Source organism: Thermocrinis sp. (assembly GCF_036781485.1).
In the GTDB taxonomy this organism is placed as follows: Bacteria; Aquificota; Aquificia; order Aquificales; family Aquificaceae; genus Thermocrinis.
In genome coordinates this window covers 88,921-106,272 of the sequence record NZ_DAIQAX010000003.1, presented here as the reverse complement: position 1 = coordinate 106,272, position 17,352 = coordinate 88,921, and the positions used below count along the sequence as shown (strand labels likewise).

17 protein-coding genes are annotated in these 17,352 nt (G+C 43.0%); 5 read left to right on the top strand and 12 right to left on the bottom strand.

Annotated features, from left to right (window positions below):
- Positions 1-44: 44 nt before the first annotated feature.
- Complete coding sequence (locus V7P40_RS03025; protein ID WP_333784496.1) at positions 45-1,472, top strand: acetyl-CoA carboxylase biotin carboxylase subunit; 1,428 nt, start codon at positions 45-47, stop codon at positions 1,470-1,472.
- On the opposite strand, the gene V7P40_RS03020 is transcribed toward V7P40_RS03025, so the two are convergent.
- Genes V7P40_RS03020 through V7P40_RS03010 form a run of 3 tightly spaced genes read right to left on the bottom strand, consistent with a single transcriptional unit; the run spans position 1,460 to position 3,292 of the window.
- The gene (locus V7P40_RS03020) at positions 1,460-2,224 is read right to left on the bottom strand and encodes a hypothetical protein (protein WP_333784495.1); all 765 of its coding nucleotides are present in this window, start codon (positions 2,222-2,224) and stop codon (positions 1,460-1,462) included. The genes V7P40_RS03025 and V7P40_RS03020 overlap by 13 nt on opposite strands.
- Positions 2,217-2,804: a DUF3501 family protein gene (locus V7P40_RS03015; RefSeq protein ID WP_333784494.1), complete on the bottom strand. Its 588-nt coding sequence runs from the start codon at positions 2,802-2,804 to the stop codon at positions 2,217-2,219. Before V7P40_RS03015 ends, V7P40_RS03020 begins: the two co-directional genes overlap by 8 nt.
- A 56-nt stretch (positions 2,805-2,860) precedes the next feature.
- Positions 2,861-3,292: a rubrerythrin family protein gene (locus V7P40_RS03010; protein WP_333784493.1), complete on the bottom strand. Its 432-nt coding sequence runs from the start codon at positions 3,290-3,292 to the stop codon at positions 2,861-2,863.
- Positions 3,293-3,431: 139 nt separating this feature from the next.
- Here V7P40_RS03010 and pheT point away from each other — a divergent pair, with 139 nt between their 5' ends.
- From pheT to mutS, 4 genes are all read left to right on the top strand, one after another.
- Positions 3,432-5,717: a phenylalanine--tRNA ligase subunit beta gene (gene pheT, locus V7P40_RS03005; RefSeq protein WP_333784492.1), complete on the top strand. Its 2,286-nt coding sequence runs from the start codon at positions 3,432-3,434 to the stop codon at positions 5,715-5,717.
- 200 nt (positions 5,718-5,917) lie between these two features.
- Complete coding sequence (locus V7P40_RS03000) at positions 5,918-6,478, top strand: 5-formyltetrahydrofolate cyclo-ligase (protein WP_333784491.1); 561 nt, start codon at positions 5,918-5,920, stop codon at positions 6,476-6,478.
- A gap of 4 nt (positions 6,479-6,482) precedes the next feature.
- On the top strand, positions 6,483-8,150 hold the full coding sequence (gene rny, locus V7P40_RS02995; protein ID WP_333784490.1) for a ribonuclease Y: 1,668 nt from the start codon (positions 6,483-6,485) through the stop codon (positions 8,148-8,150).
- The gene (mutS, locus tag V7P40_RS02990) at positions 8,131-10,707 is read left to right on the top strand and encodes a DNA mismatch repair protein MutS (RefSeq protein ID WP_333784489.1); all 2,577 of its coding nucleotides are present in this window, start codon (positions 8,131-8,133) and stop codon (positions 10,705-10,707) included. Before rny ends, mutS begins: the two co-directional genes overlap by 20 nt.
- Here mutS and V7P40_RS02985 read toward each other — a convergent pair.
- The 9 genes from V7P40_RS02985 to V7P40_RS02945 form a co-directional block, all read right to left on the bottom strand.
- Entirely contained in the window at positions 10,673-11,305 is a 633-nt protein-coding gene (locus V7P40_RS02985) for a C40 family peptidase (protein WP_333784488.1), read from the bottom strand. The two genes, mutS and V7P40_RS02985, sit on opposite strands and share 35 nt — an antisense overlap.
- A gap of 45 nt (positions 11,306-11,350) precedes the next feature.
- Positions 11,351-11,584 (bottom strand): hypothetical protein, encoded by a 234-nt coding sequence (locus tag V7P40_RS02980; RefSeq protein ID WP_333784487.1) that lies wholly within the window; start codon positions 11,582-11,584, stop codon positions 11,351-11,353.
- The gene (locus V7P40_RS02975; protein ID WP_333784486.1) at positions 11,575-11,988 is read right to left on the bottom strand and encodes an NUDIX hydrolase; all 414 of its coding nucleotides are present in this window, start codon (positions 11,986-11,988) and stop codon (positions 11,575-11,577) included. Before V7P40_RS02975 ends, V7P40_RS02980 begins: the two co-directional genes overlap by 10 nt.
- Positions 11,981-12,745 (bottom strand): imidazole glycerol phosphate synthase subunit HisF, encoded by a 765-nt coding sequence (gene hisF / locus V7P40_RS02970; RefSeq protein ID WP_333784526.1) that lies wholly within the window; start codon positions 12,743-12,745, stop codon positions 11,981-11,983. Before hisF ends, V7P40_RS02975 begins: the two co-directional genes overlap by 8 nt.
- Positions 12,745-14,022 carry a DNA mismatch repair endonuclease MutL gene (mutL, locus tag V7P40_RS02965; RefSeq protein ID WP_333784485.1) on the bottom strand — a complete coding sequence of 426 codons (1,278 nt, stop codon included), beginning with the start codon at positions 14,020-14,022 and terminating at the stop codon, positions 12,745-12,747. Before mutL ends, hisF begins: the two co-directional genes overlap by 1 nt.
- Positions 14,023-14,994: a thioredoxin-disulfide reductase gene (gene trxB / locus V7P40_RS02960; protein ID WP_333784484.1), complete on the bottom strand. Its 972-nt coding sequence runs from the start codon at positions 14,992-14,994 to the stop codon at positions 14,023-14,025.
- Between the two features lie 28 nt (positions 14,995-15,022).
- Positions 15,023-15,616, bottom strand: coding sequence for a peroxiredoxin (locus V7P40_RS02955; protein ID WP_333784483.1), 594 nt, complete (start codon positions 15,614-15,616; stop codon positions 15,023-15,025).
- Between the two features lie 69 nt (positions 15,617-15,685).
- On the bottom strand, positions 15,686-16,426 hold the full coding sequence (locus tag V7P40_RS02950) for a nitrilase-related carbon-nitrogen hydrolase (protein ID WP_333784525.1): 741 nt from the start codon (positions 16,424-16,426) through the stop codon (positions 15,686-15,688).
- A complete protein-coding gene (locus V7P40_RS02945; RefSeq protein WP_333784482.1) occupies positions 16,426-17,328 on the bottom strand; it encodes a MoxR family ATPase in 903 nt (300 codons plus the stop codon). Before V7P40_RS02945 ends, V7P40_RS02950 begins: the two co-directional genes overlap by 1 nt.
- Positions 17,329-17,352 lie beyond the last annotated feature (24 nt).

Here is a 17,352-nt window from a genome sequence, read left to right as displayed (position 1 = left end):
TTTTGTAGCCTGGTCCAACGATTTGAAGCCTTAAAATATTCTCCATGTTCAAAAAAATTCTGGTGGCAAACAGAGGAGAGGTAGCCCTTAGAATAATAAGGGCGTGTGAGGAGCTCGGGATAAAAAGTGTAGCTATATACTCAGAGGCTGATGCCAAGTCTTTGTATGTAAAGAAAGCAGACGAGGCGTATCTTATACCTGGTGATCCTGTAAGGGCATACTTAGACTACGTAAGAATAGTGGATCTTGCTAAATCGGTTGGAGCGGATGCTATACATCCGGGATATGGATTTTTGGCTGAAAACGCAGACTTTGCAAGATACTGCAGAAAAAAGGGAATAACCTTTATAGGTCCATCGCCAGAACACATAGAGCTCTTTGGGGACAAGGTAAAAGCAAAACAGAAAATGGCTGAGCTGGGCATACCCACCATACCAGGTTCTCCAGAACCCCTAAGAAACTACGAGGACGCCCTGCACTATGCAAGAGAGATAGGATTTCCTGTAATTTTAAAGTCAGCTTATGGAGGGGGTGGTAGGGGGATGAGGGTAGTTAGGTCTATGGAAGAACTTCCCAGACTCTTTGAATCTGGATACAGAGAGGCGGAAACCTTTTTTGGAAAAGGTGATTTATTTGTAGAAAAATATTTGGATAATCCAAAACATATAGAGGTGCAAATACTGGGAGACAAGTACGGCAACGTGGTGCATTTGGGAGAAAGGGATTGCTCTGTGCAGAGAAAACACCAAAAGATTATAGAGGTTACACCTTGCCCCGTCCTGCCAAACCACATAAGAAACAAGATTTTAGGCCTTTCTGTAAGGGCAATGATGCAGGTAGGATACGAAAGTGCAGGCACCCTTGAGTTTCTCGTTGATCTAAAAACGGGTGAATTTTACTTTATTGAGATGAACACCAGACTTCAGGTGGAGCATACCATAACTGAAATGGTTTCTGGAATAGACATAGTGGAAACTATGATAAGAATAGCTATGGGTGAGCCCCTTCCCTTCACTCAGAACGAGATAACTTTCAGAGGCTATGCCATTGAGTTTAGGATAAACGCAGAAGATCCAAGGAAAAATTTTGCTCCAGCTCCAGGAAAGATTACTGCTTATTACTCTCCTGGTGGTCCGGGGGTTAGAATGGATGCGGGCGTTTATAAAGATTACGTAATTCCCCCTTACTACGATTCTATGATAGCAAAGTTGAGTGTGTGGGCTCTAACCTGGGAAAGAGTGTTAGCAAGGGGAAAAAGGGCCATAGATGAGTTTATCATAAGGGGAATTCCAACAAACATCCCCCTTCACAGAGAAATCATCAGGGATCCAGACTTTAGAAGTGGATACTTTGGTATCAAGTTTCTGGAGGAGAAACTCCCCACCTACGATTTTGAAATAGAAGAACAAATAGCTCCGGAAAATATTGCTTTGACAATATCAGCAGCTATAGCTGCTTACTATGGACTGTAGTATAGGATAACACCATCACTTTCTTTTCCATAAATACTTCTGACCTTTACTTTGTATGTGGTCTTTTTATCTTTTCTCTTTAGTTCAAACATGTGAGACTTTGTGGTCCCTATTTCTCTGTCATCTTCAAATATTACAAACTCTTTAAAAAAGCTATCTGGCTCGTAAGACCATATCAAGTATAGATTTTCTCCCGATACTCTATAATCTAACCTGTCCACATCTTTTATAGGTGGATGGGGAAGGGGTTCTATACAAAACTCGGTAGGTTCTGAATAGTTATTTTGCCTTTTACCTACTACAAGATAACATCTCCTAACGTAATCTCTGCTTAGCTCAAGCTTATCCACCGCTTTTTTTCCAGTCCATGGGTTTAGCCTTCCCCCCTCTACCTCGTAAACTTCGTAAACGTCAAAACCTTTAAGGTTTAGCCTTACTTTGGTTTCGTAATAATTCAAATCTAAGCTTACCTTTTCCTCTGTAAGACCTCCAACGCACTCCAACCTTTTTTTGCCTTCTATCCTTTTGACTACAAAACAGAAAGGTTGAGCTTGCTCTCTAAGCCAGTAGTTTTCTACTTTTACAAATCCCTCTGGAACGACTTCCCCTTCTAGGCTTCTAAGAAACACCTTACTGCCTATACGCTTTACTTCTATGACCGGATTTTCCAGAGGTTTGGGATTTGCCTTTATTCCGCAAGAATAAATCAGCACAAAGGCTAAAAAAAAGCTAAGCCTTAGAAAATTAATCACTTTCAAGGTCTTTTATAAGCTCTCTCTTTACTTCCTCTGGCATATCCACAATAGCTTTATAGTTGGGATGGTTTATTTCTATCTTTACAGGTGAATTAATAAAGGCCTCCACCTGCTCTGGAGTAAGCGGTAATTTTAGAAAATGCACCACCGCTGCCTTGCCATACTGATAATCTTTTTTGCTTTTTTCGTCAGCGATAGCTCTTACACTATACTTGTTGCCTATGTGAAACCACAGGTGGTCGTGGATACCTACCAATTGTGGTAGCAGTTTCTTCCTCTCTTGTTCATCTGGAATTTCCACAAACATAGTTATGGAAAGCTCGTTTTTGTCCGGTATTAGTTCGTTGTAAACATCAATCTCTTGTTTTATCTCTTCGTCCTTTACCATTCTTTCAGCCCTTATCATTTCTTGAATTTGAAACCATACCGTTTCTCTGTTTTCAAAGACTAAGTGAACCATATCTCCAACAAAAACCCTTCTGTTTTTCTTGAGTTCTATTATTTCTTTTCGCTTTTGCTCCCTTACCTTTTCGTATTCGTAAATGTTTAGAATATCGCTCATCTCTATCTTTTTCATGTTAAGCTCCTTCTTTTTTATTTTGCACCCCGCGATGGGCGGGGCGCAGAAGGTTTTCAGGCTTTCAAGCTTTCCAGAGCCTTTTGGAACCTTCCCGCGTGGGACTTTTCAGCCCTTGCAAGGGTCTCAAACCACTCAGCTATGTCGTCAAAGCCTTCTTCCCTTGCTATCTTTGCAAATCCCGGATACATCTCGGTGTACTCGTAGGTTTCTCCTGCTATGGCTGCTTCCAAGTTTTGTTCCATGGTTCCTATGGGCTTGTCTGTGGCTGGATCTCCACCACCATACTTTTCCAGAAACTCAAGGTGCCCAAAGGCGTGTCCAGTTTCACCCTCTGCAGTTTCTCTGAACACGTTGGCTAAGTCTGGGTACCCCTCTATGTCTGCCTTTCTGGCAAAATAGAGGTACCTCCTGTTGGCTTGGGACTCACCTGCAAAGGCGTGCTTGAGGCACTCCAAAGTTTTGGTACCAGCTAAGCTCTTGCTCATGGCTCTTACCTCCTTGTAAGGTTTTAAGTTAATGAATATTATATGAAAATTTTTCTCATTTGTCAAGAGGTTGGGGACGGCCCAATGAGGGATTTTTCGAACAGCTTCAGGGGTAATATAGTTTATGATATTAACTCTCATGAGAGTTCCTTTAAGTTGGCTAAACGAATTTGTTGATCTGGAAGGAATAGAGCCAGAGGAGATAGCAAGAGTTTTAACTCTAAAGAGTGTAGAAACGAGTGTTAGTATTTGGGATGGGGATGTGGAGGGTGTGGTTTTTGGAACTGTGATCAGTCTTACCACACACCCAAAGGACGAAGGTTTAAGGGTCTGCCAAGTTAAAGTAGGAGAGGACAAAACGGTTCAGGTAATAACAAGAGATAGGAGTTTAGAGGAAAAAAGTGGTGTTTTGGTGGCCCTTCCTGGGGCGAGGGTAAGCGGGAAAGTGATAGGAGAAAGGGAATTTTGGGGTGTGGTTTCACAGGGCATGCTTCTTTCTGGCTCTGAGCTTGGTTTAGAAGATAGCTCGGAAGGAATTTTAAAAATTGATGAGGACTATCCTCTTGGCACTCCTGCTAAGAGAGTTCTCGGTTTTGGAGAGCCTGTTTTGGAGGTGGAGATCACACCAAACAGAGGAGATCTTCTTAGCATCCTGGGTATTGCCAGAGAAATAGCAATGCTCTTTGACCGTTCCATGAAACAGATAGAAGAATATCAATTAGAAGACTTTGGAAGTTTGGATATAAGAGTAGAGGATACAGACTGTAAAAGATACAGAGGGGTAGTCATAGAGGGGACGCACATAAAGGATGCTCCTTTTTGGTTAAGAAAAAGGCTCTGGCAGTGCGGAATTAAGAGCATAAACAACGTGGTAGACGTGACAAACTACATCATGCTTGAGAGGGGGCAGCCTTTGCATGCCTTTGATTTAGACAAAATAGAAGGAGGTATAGTGGTAAGAAGTGCAAGAGCAGGGGAAGGGATAAACACCCTGATGGGAGCATATAAACAACTAACAGAAAACAATCTGATCATAGCGGATAGTAGAAAACCCCTTGCTGTAGCCGGTGTGATTGGTGGAGCAGAAAGTGCAGTAAATAAGAACACCACAAAAATCCTGCTCGAAGGGGCATACTTTGACCCCTACAGGATCAGAAGGTCCGCAAAGAGCTTGGGAATACAGACAGAAAGTTCATACAGGTTTGAAAGGAATGTAGATATTGACTCTCTTAGGAGCCATCAAAACAGGGCTGTAGAATTAATTCTAAGGGTGGCTGGTGGCAAGGTAAGTGCGGTAAAAGATGTATATCCTGAACCTTATAAGCCTGTGAAGATCTTTTTGTCCTTTGGAAAGTATAAAAGATACGTTGGGGAAGAGTTGGACGGAGAGTATGCTCGAAAGGTCTTGCAAAAACTCGGCTTTGAGTGCTACCCGTCTTCCTGTGGGTTAGAGGTGTTTGTGCCTGCCTTTAGAAGCTTTGATGTAAAGGGAGAAGCTGATTTGGTGGAAGAGATCTTAAGGGCTAAGAACTACAACAGCCTAAAATCTGAACCCCCACCCATTCCTTCTGCACCAAAGAGAGTAAGCAGGCTTGAAAACACTATAAGAACATTCCTGTCTTCCAGAGGGTTTTTTGAGGTACTTAACTTTTCTTACGAAAGTTTGAATCTTTATTCAGCCTTAGGCTTGGAACAGCCAAAGCTTGAGATAATAAACCCCCTACTGAAGGATGAGAGGTTCCTGCGCACATCCATAGTTCCATCCTTGATTAGATCATACATTCACAATCAGAAAAACTTTATCCAGCAAGTTTCCATCTTTGAGTTGGGTAAAGTCTTCTTTGAAGACAACGAGGAAAGAAGGTTGGGAATTTTGTCCTGCAATAACCACTCTTTAGAAGAATTCAGAGCCTTGGTCTCGGACTTTTTAACTTACATAAACGTAGATCACTTTTCCCAAAAGTCCAATTATTCCTTCTTGCACCCAAACCTTCAGATAGACTTTATGGTTGAGGGAGAAAAGATAGGTTTTTTGGGAGTGTTGCATCCACTCATACAAGAACAACTGGAGATAAAAAACAGTATTCTGATCTCGGAGCTTTATGTTGAAAAGTTGCAACCTAAAAGGCGTAATTACAAAAGCTTTTCCAATTATCCTCCTGTAGTCAGGGACCTTTCCCTGGTTATGGACAAAGACCAGTCGGTGGATAAATTAATTTTATACATTAAGAAGCTGGAAGAGGTGGAAGATTTGAGTGTTTTTAGTGTATGGACTAACGAAGAGGTGCTCGGGGAAGGCAAGAAAAGCGTGAGTATTAGACTCTTTCTGAGAAGCGCCAAAAGTATGTCTGATGAGGAAGCTAACAGCGTAGTGTTTAATTTGGTGGAAGGCTTAAAGAAAGAGTTTAATGTAAGTCTTAGGTAAAACGAGCCTGCCCTGTTAGTAGTGGAGAGGATACAATTGGGGTCCACAAGGTGAGGCTATAGGGAGTCCGAGCTCCGGGATTGTCCCACCGAGGACGTTCCGGGAGGGCACCCACCTATTGACATCGGGGCCCACCAAAGCCTCTTCCACTACGGCCGGGCGGGTTTTTCTTGCCTTCCCCTCCTGTATGGAGGCGGAAGATGAAGGTTTTGAGCAAAAAAGAATTAAGGAATAGAATTAGAAGCATAAGGAGGAGTTTGTCTGCAGACCAGCATCAAGCCCTTTCCCAGAAGATTCTGGAACATATAAAAACTTCTGGCATACTAAACAACGCAGAGTTGATTCTAGCTTTTTGTCCTTTTGACGGAGAGCCAGACATATCTCCGATACTTGACGAAATACTTAGGTCTGGAAAGGATCTTGTTTTACCCAAGGTTGTGGGTGACGGTTTAAAGCTATGCAAAGTTCGTTTTACTGACACGCTCAGCATGGGCAGTTTTTGTATTTTGGAGCCTGCAGAGTGTGAAGAGGTGGATCCCGAAAAAGTGGAGTTAGCCCTAGTGCCAGGAGTTGCCTTTGACAGGAGAGGCTGTAGGTTGGGTATGGGAAAGGGTTATTACGATAGGATACTGGGGAAGGTGAGAGGTTTAAAGGTGGGAGTAGCCTTTAGCTTTCAGGTCTTTGAGGAGATCCCATGCGACCCTTGGGATCAGAAAGTGGACGCAATTTTAACTGAAAAAGGAATCTTTTACAGGAGGTAGGAAGATGAGCGAAATTGTTCTGATTGCAGTTTTGGGTTTGGTGGTATTGGCTGTAGGAATAGGTGTAGGTTTTCTCCTTTTCAGAAAAACACCTACACAAGTGCCAATACAATCGGAGGAGGTGCAAAAGCTATTAGAAAATGCCCAAAGGGAATATGAAAGGATTATAAGTATTGCGAGGGAGGAAGCTCAAAGAACCAGGCAGGAAGCGGAGGAGAAGAAGAAGGAAATTGAGCAAATGTTGGCTCAAAAACGCTTAGAACTTGATAAAAGAGAACAGGAGATTGAACAGAGATTGAGAAGTGTAGAGCAAGCTTTAAATCATAGGGAGCAGTCTTTGGTTCAAAAAGAGCAGTTTATAGAAAGGAGGTTTGAAGCTCTTGAAAGAAGAGAGGAGGAGTTATACAAAAGGGAGAAAGAATTAAGAGATTTAGAAAGGCATTTAGAAAGGGTACAAAGGGATTTGGAAAGCAGGATCGAAGAAATTCAAGAATTGGAAGAGGAGGTCCAAAGGCTAAAAGATAAACAATTGCTTGAACTTCAAAGAATAGCAAGTATGACTTTGGAGGAAGCTAGAGCGGAAGTGCTAAGGAGGGCAGAGGAGTCGGCAAGGATAGAAGCTATAAGGATAGCCAAAAAGATAGAAGATGAAGCAAGAGAAATGGCAGAACTGCGCGCAAAGAGGATAATAACTACCGCCATCCAAAGGTTGGCATCGGAGATAGCTATAAACTACACAACCACCGCAGTGGAGCTTCCTTCCAACGACTTTAAGGGAAGAATAATAGGAAGGGAAGGTAGGAATATAAGGACCTTTGAACTTCTAACAGGTGTGGACCTAATCATTGACGACACGCCCGATATAGTTACCATATCCTCCTTTGATCCACTTAGAAGAGAAATAGCAAAGGAGGCTTTGGAGAAACTTATAGAAGATGGTAGAATCCATCCTGCCAGGATAGAGGAGATAGTGAACGAAGTTAAAAAGGAAATAGACGAGAAGATAAAGAAGACAGGAGAGGAAGCATGTATGGAGCTTGGTCTATACGACATAAACCCAGGGCTTTATTACTATATAGGAAAACTTTACTATAGGACAAGCTACTCTCAGAACGTGCTTTTACACTCAAAGGAAGTGGCGTACATTGCAGGACTGCTGGCAGAAGAGCTTGGTTTGGATGCTAAGATGGCAAGGAGGGCTGGGCTTCTTCACGACATTGGCAAAGCCATATCCCACGAGCTTGGAGGCTCTCACACAGACATAGGCATAGAGCTGTGCAAAAGATACGGAGAACCAGACCCGGTTTTGAATGCTATAAAAGCACACCACAACGAGGAACCGGTCAGATATCCAGAGGTAGCTCTTGTTTGCGCTGCAGATGCCCTGTCCGCCGCAAGACCTGGCGCAAGGAGAGAAACCTTAGAGGCTTATCTCAAGAGACTGGAAAAGCTGGAGCAGATTGTAAAGTCCTTCAAAGGTGTGGCAAACGCTTATGCGGTTCAGGCAGGAAGAGAGGTTAGAGTCTTTGTGAGTCCTGAAGAAATAAACGACGAAGAAGCCTATCAACTATCAAAGGATATAGCCAGGAAAATAGAGGAAGAGCTTGAATTTCCAGGTCAGATAAAGGTGGTGGTGATTAGGGAGACCAGACATGTGGAATACGCAAAGTGAAGACCTAACTCCAATGCTCTCTCAGTATCATGCGCTAAAAAGACAGTATGCGGACTGTTTGCTTTTTTTTCGCCTTGGGGATTTTTACGAGCTGTTTTACGAGGATGCGGTGGTAGGCTCTAAGGAGCTTGGACTTGTGCTAACTTCTAGACCTGCTGGGAAAGGGAAAGAGAGGATCCCCATGTGCGGAGTGCCTTACCACTCATCCCAGTCTTACATATCAAAGTTGGTAAGCCGTGGGTACAAGGTGGCCATATGCGAACAGTTAGAGGACCCATCGCAAGCTAAGGGAGTGGTAAAGAGGGACGTCGTAAGGGTGCTAACGCCCGGCACATACTTTGAAAAGGAGCTTACAGGTTTGGCTTGCGTATACCGAAAAGGGTATAAGGTTTATTGCTCTTACCTTAGTCCATCCACCGGTGAATTTTTGGCAGGAAGGTTCAACAGGGACAACTACTTGGAATTCCTTTTGAAGTTTCAGCCAAAGGAGATTTTGACCCACGAAAAGTTTGACGATAGCGCACAGAAGGTTCTAAAAAGTTTTTTTACTCCTTATACCGAAGAAGACGTCCAAGAAGGTCTTGAACTTCTAAAGAAAGACTTTAACATCTTCCACTGGTCAGGTTTGGGTTTTGAAGAGGAAGAATTTTTAATACCTTGCGGTGTGGCTTATCTTTATCTGAAAAGAACGCAGAAGGGGTTTACCCCCTATGTGCAAAAGCCTAAACCGTATGCAGGAGAGGGCTATGTTGCCATAGACTATCGCACCAGAAGAGGACTTGAACTTTTGGAAAGCTACGAAGGGAGGGAAGACCTATCCCTTTTTGGCGTTATAAACAGGACCCTTACCGGTATGGGAAGAAGGCGCCTGAGGTTTAGGATAACTCATCCCTTTCTCAGGGAAGAAGACATAAGAAAAGTTCAACAGGCAGTTGAAGAGCTGTTGCAAAACAGAGAGCTTTTAAAGAGTATAAGATCCAAGCTTGAAAACATGCCAGATTTAGAAAGGCTTGCTTCCCGCATCAGCGGAAATGTGGCTACTCCAAGGGAATTTGCACTGCTTAAAAAGGCACTCTTCCTTTTGCAGGAAATAAAGGACCTTTTAGAACACTCCCAGTCAGAACTTCTAAAAGATCTCTTTTACAGCTTGGAGGACCTGGACGACATCTACCAAGACATAGAAAGGACCTTAGTGGATGATCCGCCCATACACCTAAAGGAAGGTGGGCTTATAAAGGAAGGTGTTCATCCACAGTTAGACGAGCTGAGAAAATTAAGGGATAAAACAGAAACGATTTTGAGAGAATACGAAGAAAGATTGAGAAAAGAAACAGGCATACAAAGCCTAAAGGTCGGATACAACAGAGTTATGGGTTATTACATAGAGGTGACAAAGCCAAACCTGAGATATGTGCCAAACTACTTTAAGCGCAGACAAACTCTTTCCAACTCAGAAAGATTTACTACAGACGAGCTTCAGAGGTTAGAGGAGAAAATCTTATCCGCTGCGACAAGGGCAAACGAGATAGAGTATGAGCTCTTTTTGGAGTTAAGGGAAAGAGTCTTAAGCAGCATACACAGAATCCACAAAAACGCCCAGCATATTGCAGAGGTTGATTATGTTCAAAGTTTGGCACAGATAGCTTTGGAGAAAGGTTGGAAAAAACCAGAGCTCTCTAAGGAAAAGATAATTTACATAAAGGAAGGAAGGCATCCAGTTATAGAACAGTTTAGTAAAGAATACGTGCCAAATAGCACTTACATGGATGAGCAAAACCTTATACACATAATCACCGGACCAAACATGGCAGGAAAGTCAAGCTACATAAGGCAGGTGGCCGTTCTTGTTCTTCTTACTCACATGGGTTCTTTCCTTCCGTGCAAAAGCGCACGCATAGGTTTGGTGTCTTCTATCCACGCAAGGATTGGCTCAGGAGACGTATTGGCTTTGGGAGTGTCCACCTTCATGAACGAGATGATGGAAGTTTCTGCCATTTTGAACTCTGCAGACGAGAGAAGCCTTATCATCTTGGATGAAGTGGGAAGAGGCACATCTACTTACGATGGTATAGCCATATCAAGGGCGATCATTGAATATATAGCCAAGAAAATAAAAGCTCGGACCTTGGTAGCAACACATTACTTGGAGCTAACCAGTTTGGAAGAAGATTTTCCGCAGATAAAAAACTACCACATGGCTGTTTCCGAAGGAGAGCAGGAGATAAACTTTTTATACACCTTAAAGGAGGGAAGCGCAAAGGGCAGTTTTGGAATATACGTGGCAAAGATGGCAGGGCTTCCAGAAGAAATCATCACGAGAGGTTATGAAATCCTGTCAAGCTTTGACGAAAGCTTACCCATTTTGGAGAAGGTTTATGAAAACTCAAAAAGATTGGAAGAGGAAACAATCTACAAAGAGCTTGTGGAAAACATAGAAAAATTAGACATAGCCAACATCACCCCCCTTAAAGCCCTTCTTATACTTGCGGACCTTAAAGAAAAGATCACGTCAAAGAAGCTTTTTAATCCGTCCCCCTTTCCAAACTTTCCACAATAATCTTATAGATTATATCTTCCTCTGGCTTTTCCCCATATTCTATGATTCTCTTTGCAAAGACAAATCTCTTTCTGTAATAGGGATCATTTATTCTACTTATTAGAACTTCCCCACCTCTTGTAGTGGCATGGATCATTTTACCATCCCCTATGTATATCCCAACGTGTGAGATATCGTTTCTATACGTCTTAAAAAACAGGAGATCCCCGGGCTTGAGCTCTGATAGGCTCACTTTGTATCCATACCTTGCTTGGCTTCTTGAGTCCCTTGGCAGATAAATACCGTTTGCTCTAAATACTTTTTGCACAAAAGCGGAACAGTCAAGACCATTGGGGCTAGTACCTCCGAACCTATAAGGTGTGCTATAAAAACTCATTGCAGTTAGTCTTATACCATCTGGATCAGCTTGGAACGTTTTTCCTTCCCCGTATTTGGCAGAAATACTCTCTATGCTTACCGATTTTGATATAACACTCTTTTTAGCTCCTTTCTTTTTGACGGTCTCTACTCTCTGTTTCTTCGTATGAGCTTTTGAACTTGCTATAGATAATCCCTGAAACATAATAATACATAGAACTAAGATAACAACCCTCCACATGCTCCACATCCTTCCCGAGGTCTGGATTTAGGTATTATACCATGCCTACTCTATATCCTCTCCCCTTAAGATCCTTTGCGTGTAGTTTACACATGCCAGAACCATAAACATCAAGGCGTGATTGTTTGTGTCGGGTAGCTCTTCCTTTACCCAAAGACTTCCATCTTCTCTTCTTACTAACTTTATGTATTTAAAAGCTTCTTCTCCAAGCCTTTTATTGGATATTTTTTCCAAAACCTTTTGCTTTATTTCCTCTGGAACTGGTTCCTCTACAAACATCTCAGATAATCCCCAAGTATTTTTGCGTGGTCAAAGACCATTTTATCAAAAGGTATTTGCTCTAAAGAGGATATAAAAACACTCTTTGCATCATCTCCAGCTTTTGGCGTTCCCTCTGCATCCAAAACAAAGACCACAGAAACCACGTGAAAGCGGGGGTCTCTGTCTGGTTCAGAGTAAACTCCAAGAAGTTTTACTATCTTTGCATCCAAACCTGTCTCTTCCTTTACTTCCCTTAGCACTGCATCCTCTACCCTCTCTCCTACTTCTACAAAACCACCGGGAAGGGCAAAGCCGTAGGGCTCGTAGTGTCTCTCTATAAGAACTATACCTTTAAACCTTTTGCCATCCCAAAGCCTAACAATTCCGTCCACCGCAAGAAAAGGAGTTTTGGGCTCAAACATGGCAAATCCTTATGTTTATTCCTCTGTTTTTGAGGTAAATTTTTAGCTCTGGAATGCTCACCTCCTTGAAGTGAAACAGCGATGCTGCGAGGGCAGCATCTACCTTAGATTGGGAAAACACCTCGTAAAAATGCTCCATACTACCCGCACCCCCAGAAGCTATCACGGGTATTCTTACAGCCTCAGCCACAGCTCTGTTAAGCTCTATATCATAACCTTTTTTGGTCCCGTCCGCATCCATAGAAGTTAGCAGAATTTCACCCGCACCCAAGCTTTCTACCCTCTTTGCCCACTCTACCGCATCCAAACCCGTGGGTGTTCTTCCTCCATGAATATAGACCTCCCATCCTTTGCCAGACCTTTTAGCATCTATAGCCACTACTATACACTGAGAGCCAAACCTTTTTGCAGCTTCGTAAATAAGCTGTGGATTCTTAACCGCAGAGGTGTTGATGGATATTTTGTCCGCACCAGCCTCCAAAAGCTTTCTTATGTCCTCCAAAGAGGCTATTCCTCCTCCAACAGTAAAGGGCATAAAGACAGTTTCCGCAACGCTTTTTACTACGTCTATTAAGATCTTCCTTCCCTCTGCGGAGGCACTTATATCCAAAAAGACCAACTCGTCAGCTCCCTGATCTTCATAGCTCTTTGCTACTTCCACCGGATCTCCCGCATCTCTGAGATTCTGAAACTTCACACCCTTTACCACCCTTCCCCTATCCACGTCTAAGCACGGAATGATCCTCTTTGCAAGCATCACCAGGTCCTTCCTATCTGCTGGTAGATCTCTTTAAGCGGTATTCTGTAGTATAGAGGTCTACCGTGGGGACAGGTGTGTGGATTGTTAAGCTCTACCCACTTTTTTAGCAAACTGTTGATTTGAGCGTGAGAGAGCTTTTCTCCCGCTTTTATTGCAGTTTTGCAAGCTTTGTCCGAAGAAAAACCCATCTCGTAGTTTATCCTCTCAGCCAAAAGATGTTGATCTATGAAGTATAGGCTTTCCATCCACTTTACCACCAGTATGGTGTCTTCTATTATACCCACCAGCTCAGGCTCGGTACGGTATTCATATTTCTCTTGTGCAAGGGAAGGTATATAGACACTTTGCTTTTTTAAAAGCTCACCCAAAAGCTCTTTTACCTTTCCTTCTTGAATTAGGCGCACATCTGCTTTCTTTGGATGGACGTTTATATCCAGCATGAACGGAGGCAGTTCCAAAAAGCAAAAGGCAATCCTTTTGTTTCCTACGGCTCTTTTCAGGTATTCCAAAAGACTTCTGTTTTGGACAGGTCTTGAGTTGATAAAAAGCTTTGTCTCTCCCCTCCTCTGGGAGAGAGAAACAAGCACGCGTACCCTTATACCATCTCTTTCAAGCTCTCGCTCTTCAAACTTTGTATCGTACAAATCTTCCAGGCGCTCTTTATTATCCTTTGCTGGTGGAAGGTTTAGGATTTCCTTCCCATCGCTTACCATCCTGAAAGCTACCTCTGGTTTAGCGGCGGCATAATCTCTAACATAACGTAATATCCTTGCCTTTTCTGTATCCTCCTTTTTTAAAAACCTCTGACGCGCGGGTAGATTGTAAAAAAGTTCATAAACTTCCACTTTTGTCCCCACGGGCATACCCTTTTCCTTAATGGAAATAACCTTGCCCCCTTCTACCCTCATCTCATAGCCTTTCTCCTCTCTGTAGAACTTAGAGTTTATGATTAGTTTGCTAACCTGAGCTATAGAATAAAGAGCCTCTCCCCTAAAGCCGTAAGTGCTTATGTGCATCAGATCTTCAAATCTCTCAAGCTTACTGGTAGTAAAAGGCAGGATAACCTTAGGGAGATCTTCTGGATGGATCCCTAAGCCGTCATCCCTCACCGATATATACCTTTTTCCACCTTTGATTATTTCTATATCTACTCTGCTCGCTTTAGCGTCAAGCGAATTTTCTAAAAGCTCTTTCACACAATCTAATGGACTTTCTATTACCTCACCTGCCGAGATCTTAGCTCTTACATCTTCTGGAAGCTGTTTAACGAACATTCACCATTGGGCAGTAATCTTAGACTTTTTGTTGAGATATTTGTCCACCGCCAGAGCAGCCTTTACACCATCCGCTGCAGCTATAACAGCCTGCTTTATGTTTGTGCATAGCACGTCCCCCGCGGCAAACACGCCTGGAACTGAGGTCATCATCTCCTCATTTACCACTATACAGTGCCCATCGGTCATTTCCACCTGGTTCATCAGAAAATCTACGGAAGGTTTGTTTCCACCCAAGAAAATGAACACACCGTCTACCTCTAAGCGCTTCTTTTCTTTTGTTTCTATGCTCTGCACGTCCAACCCTTCCACAAAGGATGTACCCACTATTTGGACTACCCTGTGGTGAGTAAGAATTTCCACCTTAGGATGGGCTTTTATTTCCTCTACCATCTCCGGTGGAGCCTTTATTCTGGACGAGGGAACAACCAAATATATCTTACTCGCAAACCTACTTATGAACTCCGTCTCTTCTAAGGCATAATCATCCTCTCCAACAACAGCTACTGGCTTTCCTTTAAAAAAAGCTGCATCACACACCCCGCAGTAAGACACACCTTTACCTAAAAACTCTTCTTCCCCCTTGTATTTGCTAGTTCTCTCCATGGCACCTGAGGCTATGATAACTGCTCTACCCTTAAATTCCCGTCCATCTATGGTATAAACTCTTTTGATATCTCCTAAGAGGTCTGTAGCTATAACCTTGCCTCTCACAAATTTAGCTCCAAAGTCCTTTGCATGATTCCTCATCAGCTTTAAGAGCTCATAGCCCGATATGGGACCTCTTATGCCTGGGTAGTTTTCTATCTGCTGTGTTACTCCAAGGGCACCGTCTGCTTCAGCTCTGTATAGCACAATGGTAGAAAGCCCTGCCCTTGCGGTGTAAATAGCAGCGGAGGAGCCGGCAGGACCGGCACCTATGATAATAACATCGTATATTTCATCCGTGTTGAAGTTAAGCGTGAGCTCCATCTTCTTCCTCCAGAGTTATTAAATATAATCAGACTTTGAGTGCTTCGTATACCCTTCCTACCAATTCTGCAGAGGGCTTTAAGGTCCTTTCGCCCTCCTCCCACTTGGCAGGGCAAGCTTCATCTGGATGGCTCATCAGATAAACGTTAGCTTTCATCTTCCTCACAAGCTCCTGGGCATTCCTTCCTACATTGTAGTAGTTTATCTCCGAACCAACAAGTAAACCCTCTGGGTTTATGATAAAGGTTCCTCTTAGGGCTAAACCTGTATCTTCATCGTAAACACCAAAAAGCCTCGATACTTTACCAGTGGGATCCGCACCCATCGGATAGCGCACCCTTTCCAACAACTTTTCCGTTGTCTGCCATGCTAAGTGAGTATACTTAGTGTCCGTGGATACAGATATAACTTCCGCTCCTAATTTAACCAGCTCGTCGTAATATTCAGCCAGATCTGCTAGTTCAGTAGGACAGACAAAGGTAAAATCTGCTGGGTAGAAAAAGAGGATAACCCAACGCCTCTCTTTCATGTAATCCTCCAACGAGACCTTACCAAAGCTTTTGGTCGCTGGATAATACACCTCCAGCTCAAAATTTGGCACTTTCTTACCTACCTGCAACATCTTCACACCTCCTTTTAGGTTTTTGTTATTTATTATTATATGCAAATTATTCTCAAGTACAATATGATTTTAATCATCTATAACAGGAATTGTCCTTCTCACCACCTCAACCTTTTTTGTATCCGCTTGAATTAAAAGGAGGCACTCTCCACTTTCTGAAAAAGAGAGAATCTCGCCCCAAGGGTCATATATGGCTGAACAACCTGCGTAATCTTCCCCTCCAGTCTCCCCCCAAGCGTTGGAAAGCATTAAAAAGCTCTGAAGCTCCACAGCTCTCGCTCTTGAGAGAACCTTCAAATGATCCTTTCTTTTTATACCCCACATGGATGGGACTGCGATAATCTCTACGTTCTTTTTTCTTAGTTCCCATCCCAGGCTTGCAAACCTGAGCTCAAAGCATATAAGGATTCCTAACCTTCCGTGTCTTGTCTCAAAAACAGGATTTCCTTCACCCGCGCTAAAGTGTTCACCTTCCTTGTATATGGGAAAGAGCTTTATCTTATCCCTCTTTCCTACAAGCTTGCCGTCGGATATAACAAAGGCGGTATTGTAAAATTTTCCGCTTCTCTCTTCTGGATAGGTCCCTACCAATGTGAGCTTTTTACTTTGGGATATTTCCTTTAGCTCTTCTAAAACTTCCCTGCAGGGCTTTGCATGTTCTCTTAGTCTTTCGTAGTCAAAACCGCAGAGAAACATCTCTGGAAGAACAACCAGGGCATCTTCCAAAGGCTCTATAAAGCTCAAAAGCTTCTTCTTGTTCTCTTCTACTTTACCAAAGGCTATACGCCACTGTAGAACTGCAAGCTTTATCAGGGAGATGGCACCTCCTCCAGTATGGATTTTATTAAAGCCTGCCCGTCCACCCCATCCCTCAGGACCATTCTATGGACCAAACAGTAAGGAGCTAGGTCTTTTACGTCTTCTGGAACTACAAAATCCCTACCCCTGCAGTAAGCAAGGGCTTTTGCGCAGTTTATAAGGTGCATAGCACCCCTCGTAGATACTCCCAGAATGATATCTGGATGATTCCTAGTCCTTGACACTATTTCAACCACAAATTTTGCTATATCAGGAGACACGTAAAACCTACTTATCTGTTGTATGGTAGACAGTATTTCATGAGGCTTTACCAAAGTAGTTAGCTTATCAATCTTTTCCAAAGGATTTTCTCCTCTGAGAATGCTTACTTCCGTTTCTTTGTCTGGATAACCGATGGAAATCCTCATGCTAAACCTGTCTAACTGGGATTCTGGCAGTGGGAAGGTTCCGTATTGCTCCAACGGGTTCTGAGTTGCTATAACAAAGAAGGGCTTGGGAAGCTCGTAGGTTATGCCGTCCACTGTAACCTTCCCTTCTGCCATAGCTTCCAAGAGTGCGCTTTGGGTTTTTGGAGTGGCTCTGTTTATCTCATCTGCCAAAATTATGTTGTGGAATATGGGCCCCTGTTTAAAGACAAAGGACTTTTTGGCTTGGTCGTATATACTAACGCCCAGTATGTCCGAAGGCAGAAGGTCGCTGGTAAATTGCACACGGGCAAAGGACAGACCCAAAACTTTTGATAAGGAGAGAGCTAAGGTAGTTTTACCAACACCAGGCACGTCTTCCAAAAGCAGATGACCACCAGAAAGAAAACACACCAAAGACTTAAGGACCACATCCTCCTTGCCCTTCAGGATTGAGCTTACACTTTCTACAATAATCTGCGGGTTCATAGGACAAGCTACTATTTTATGCGA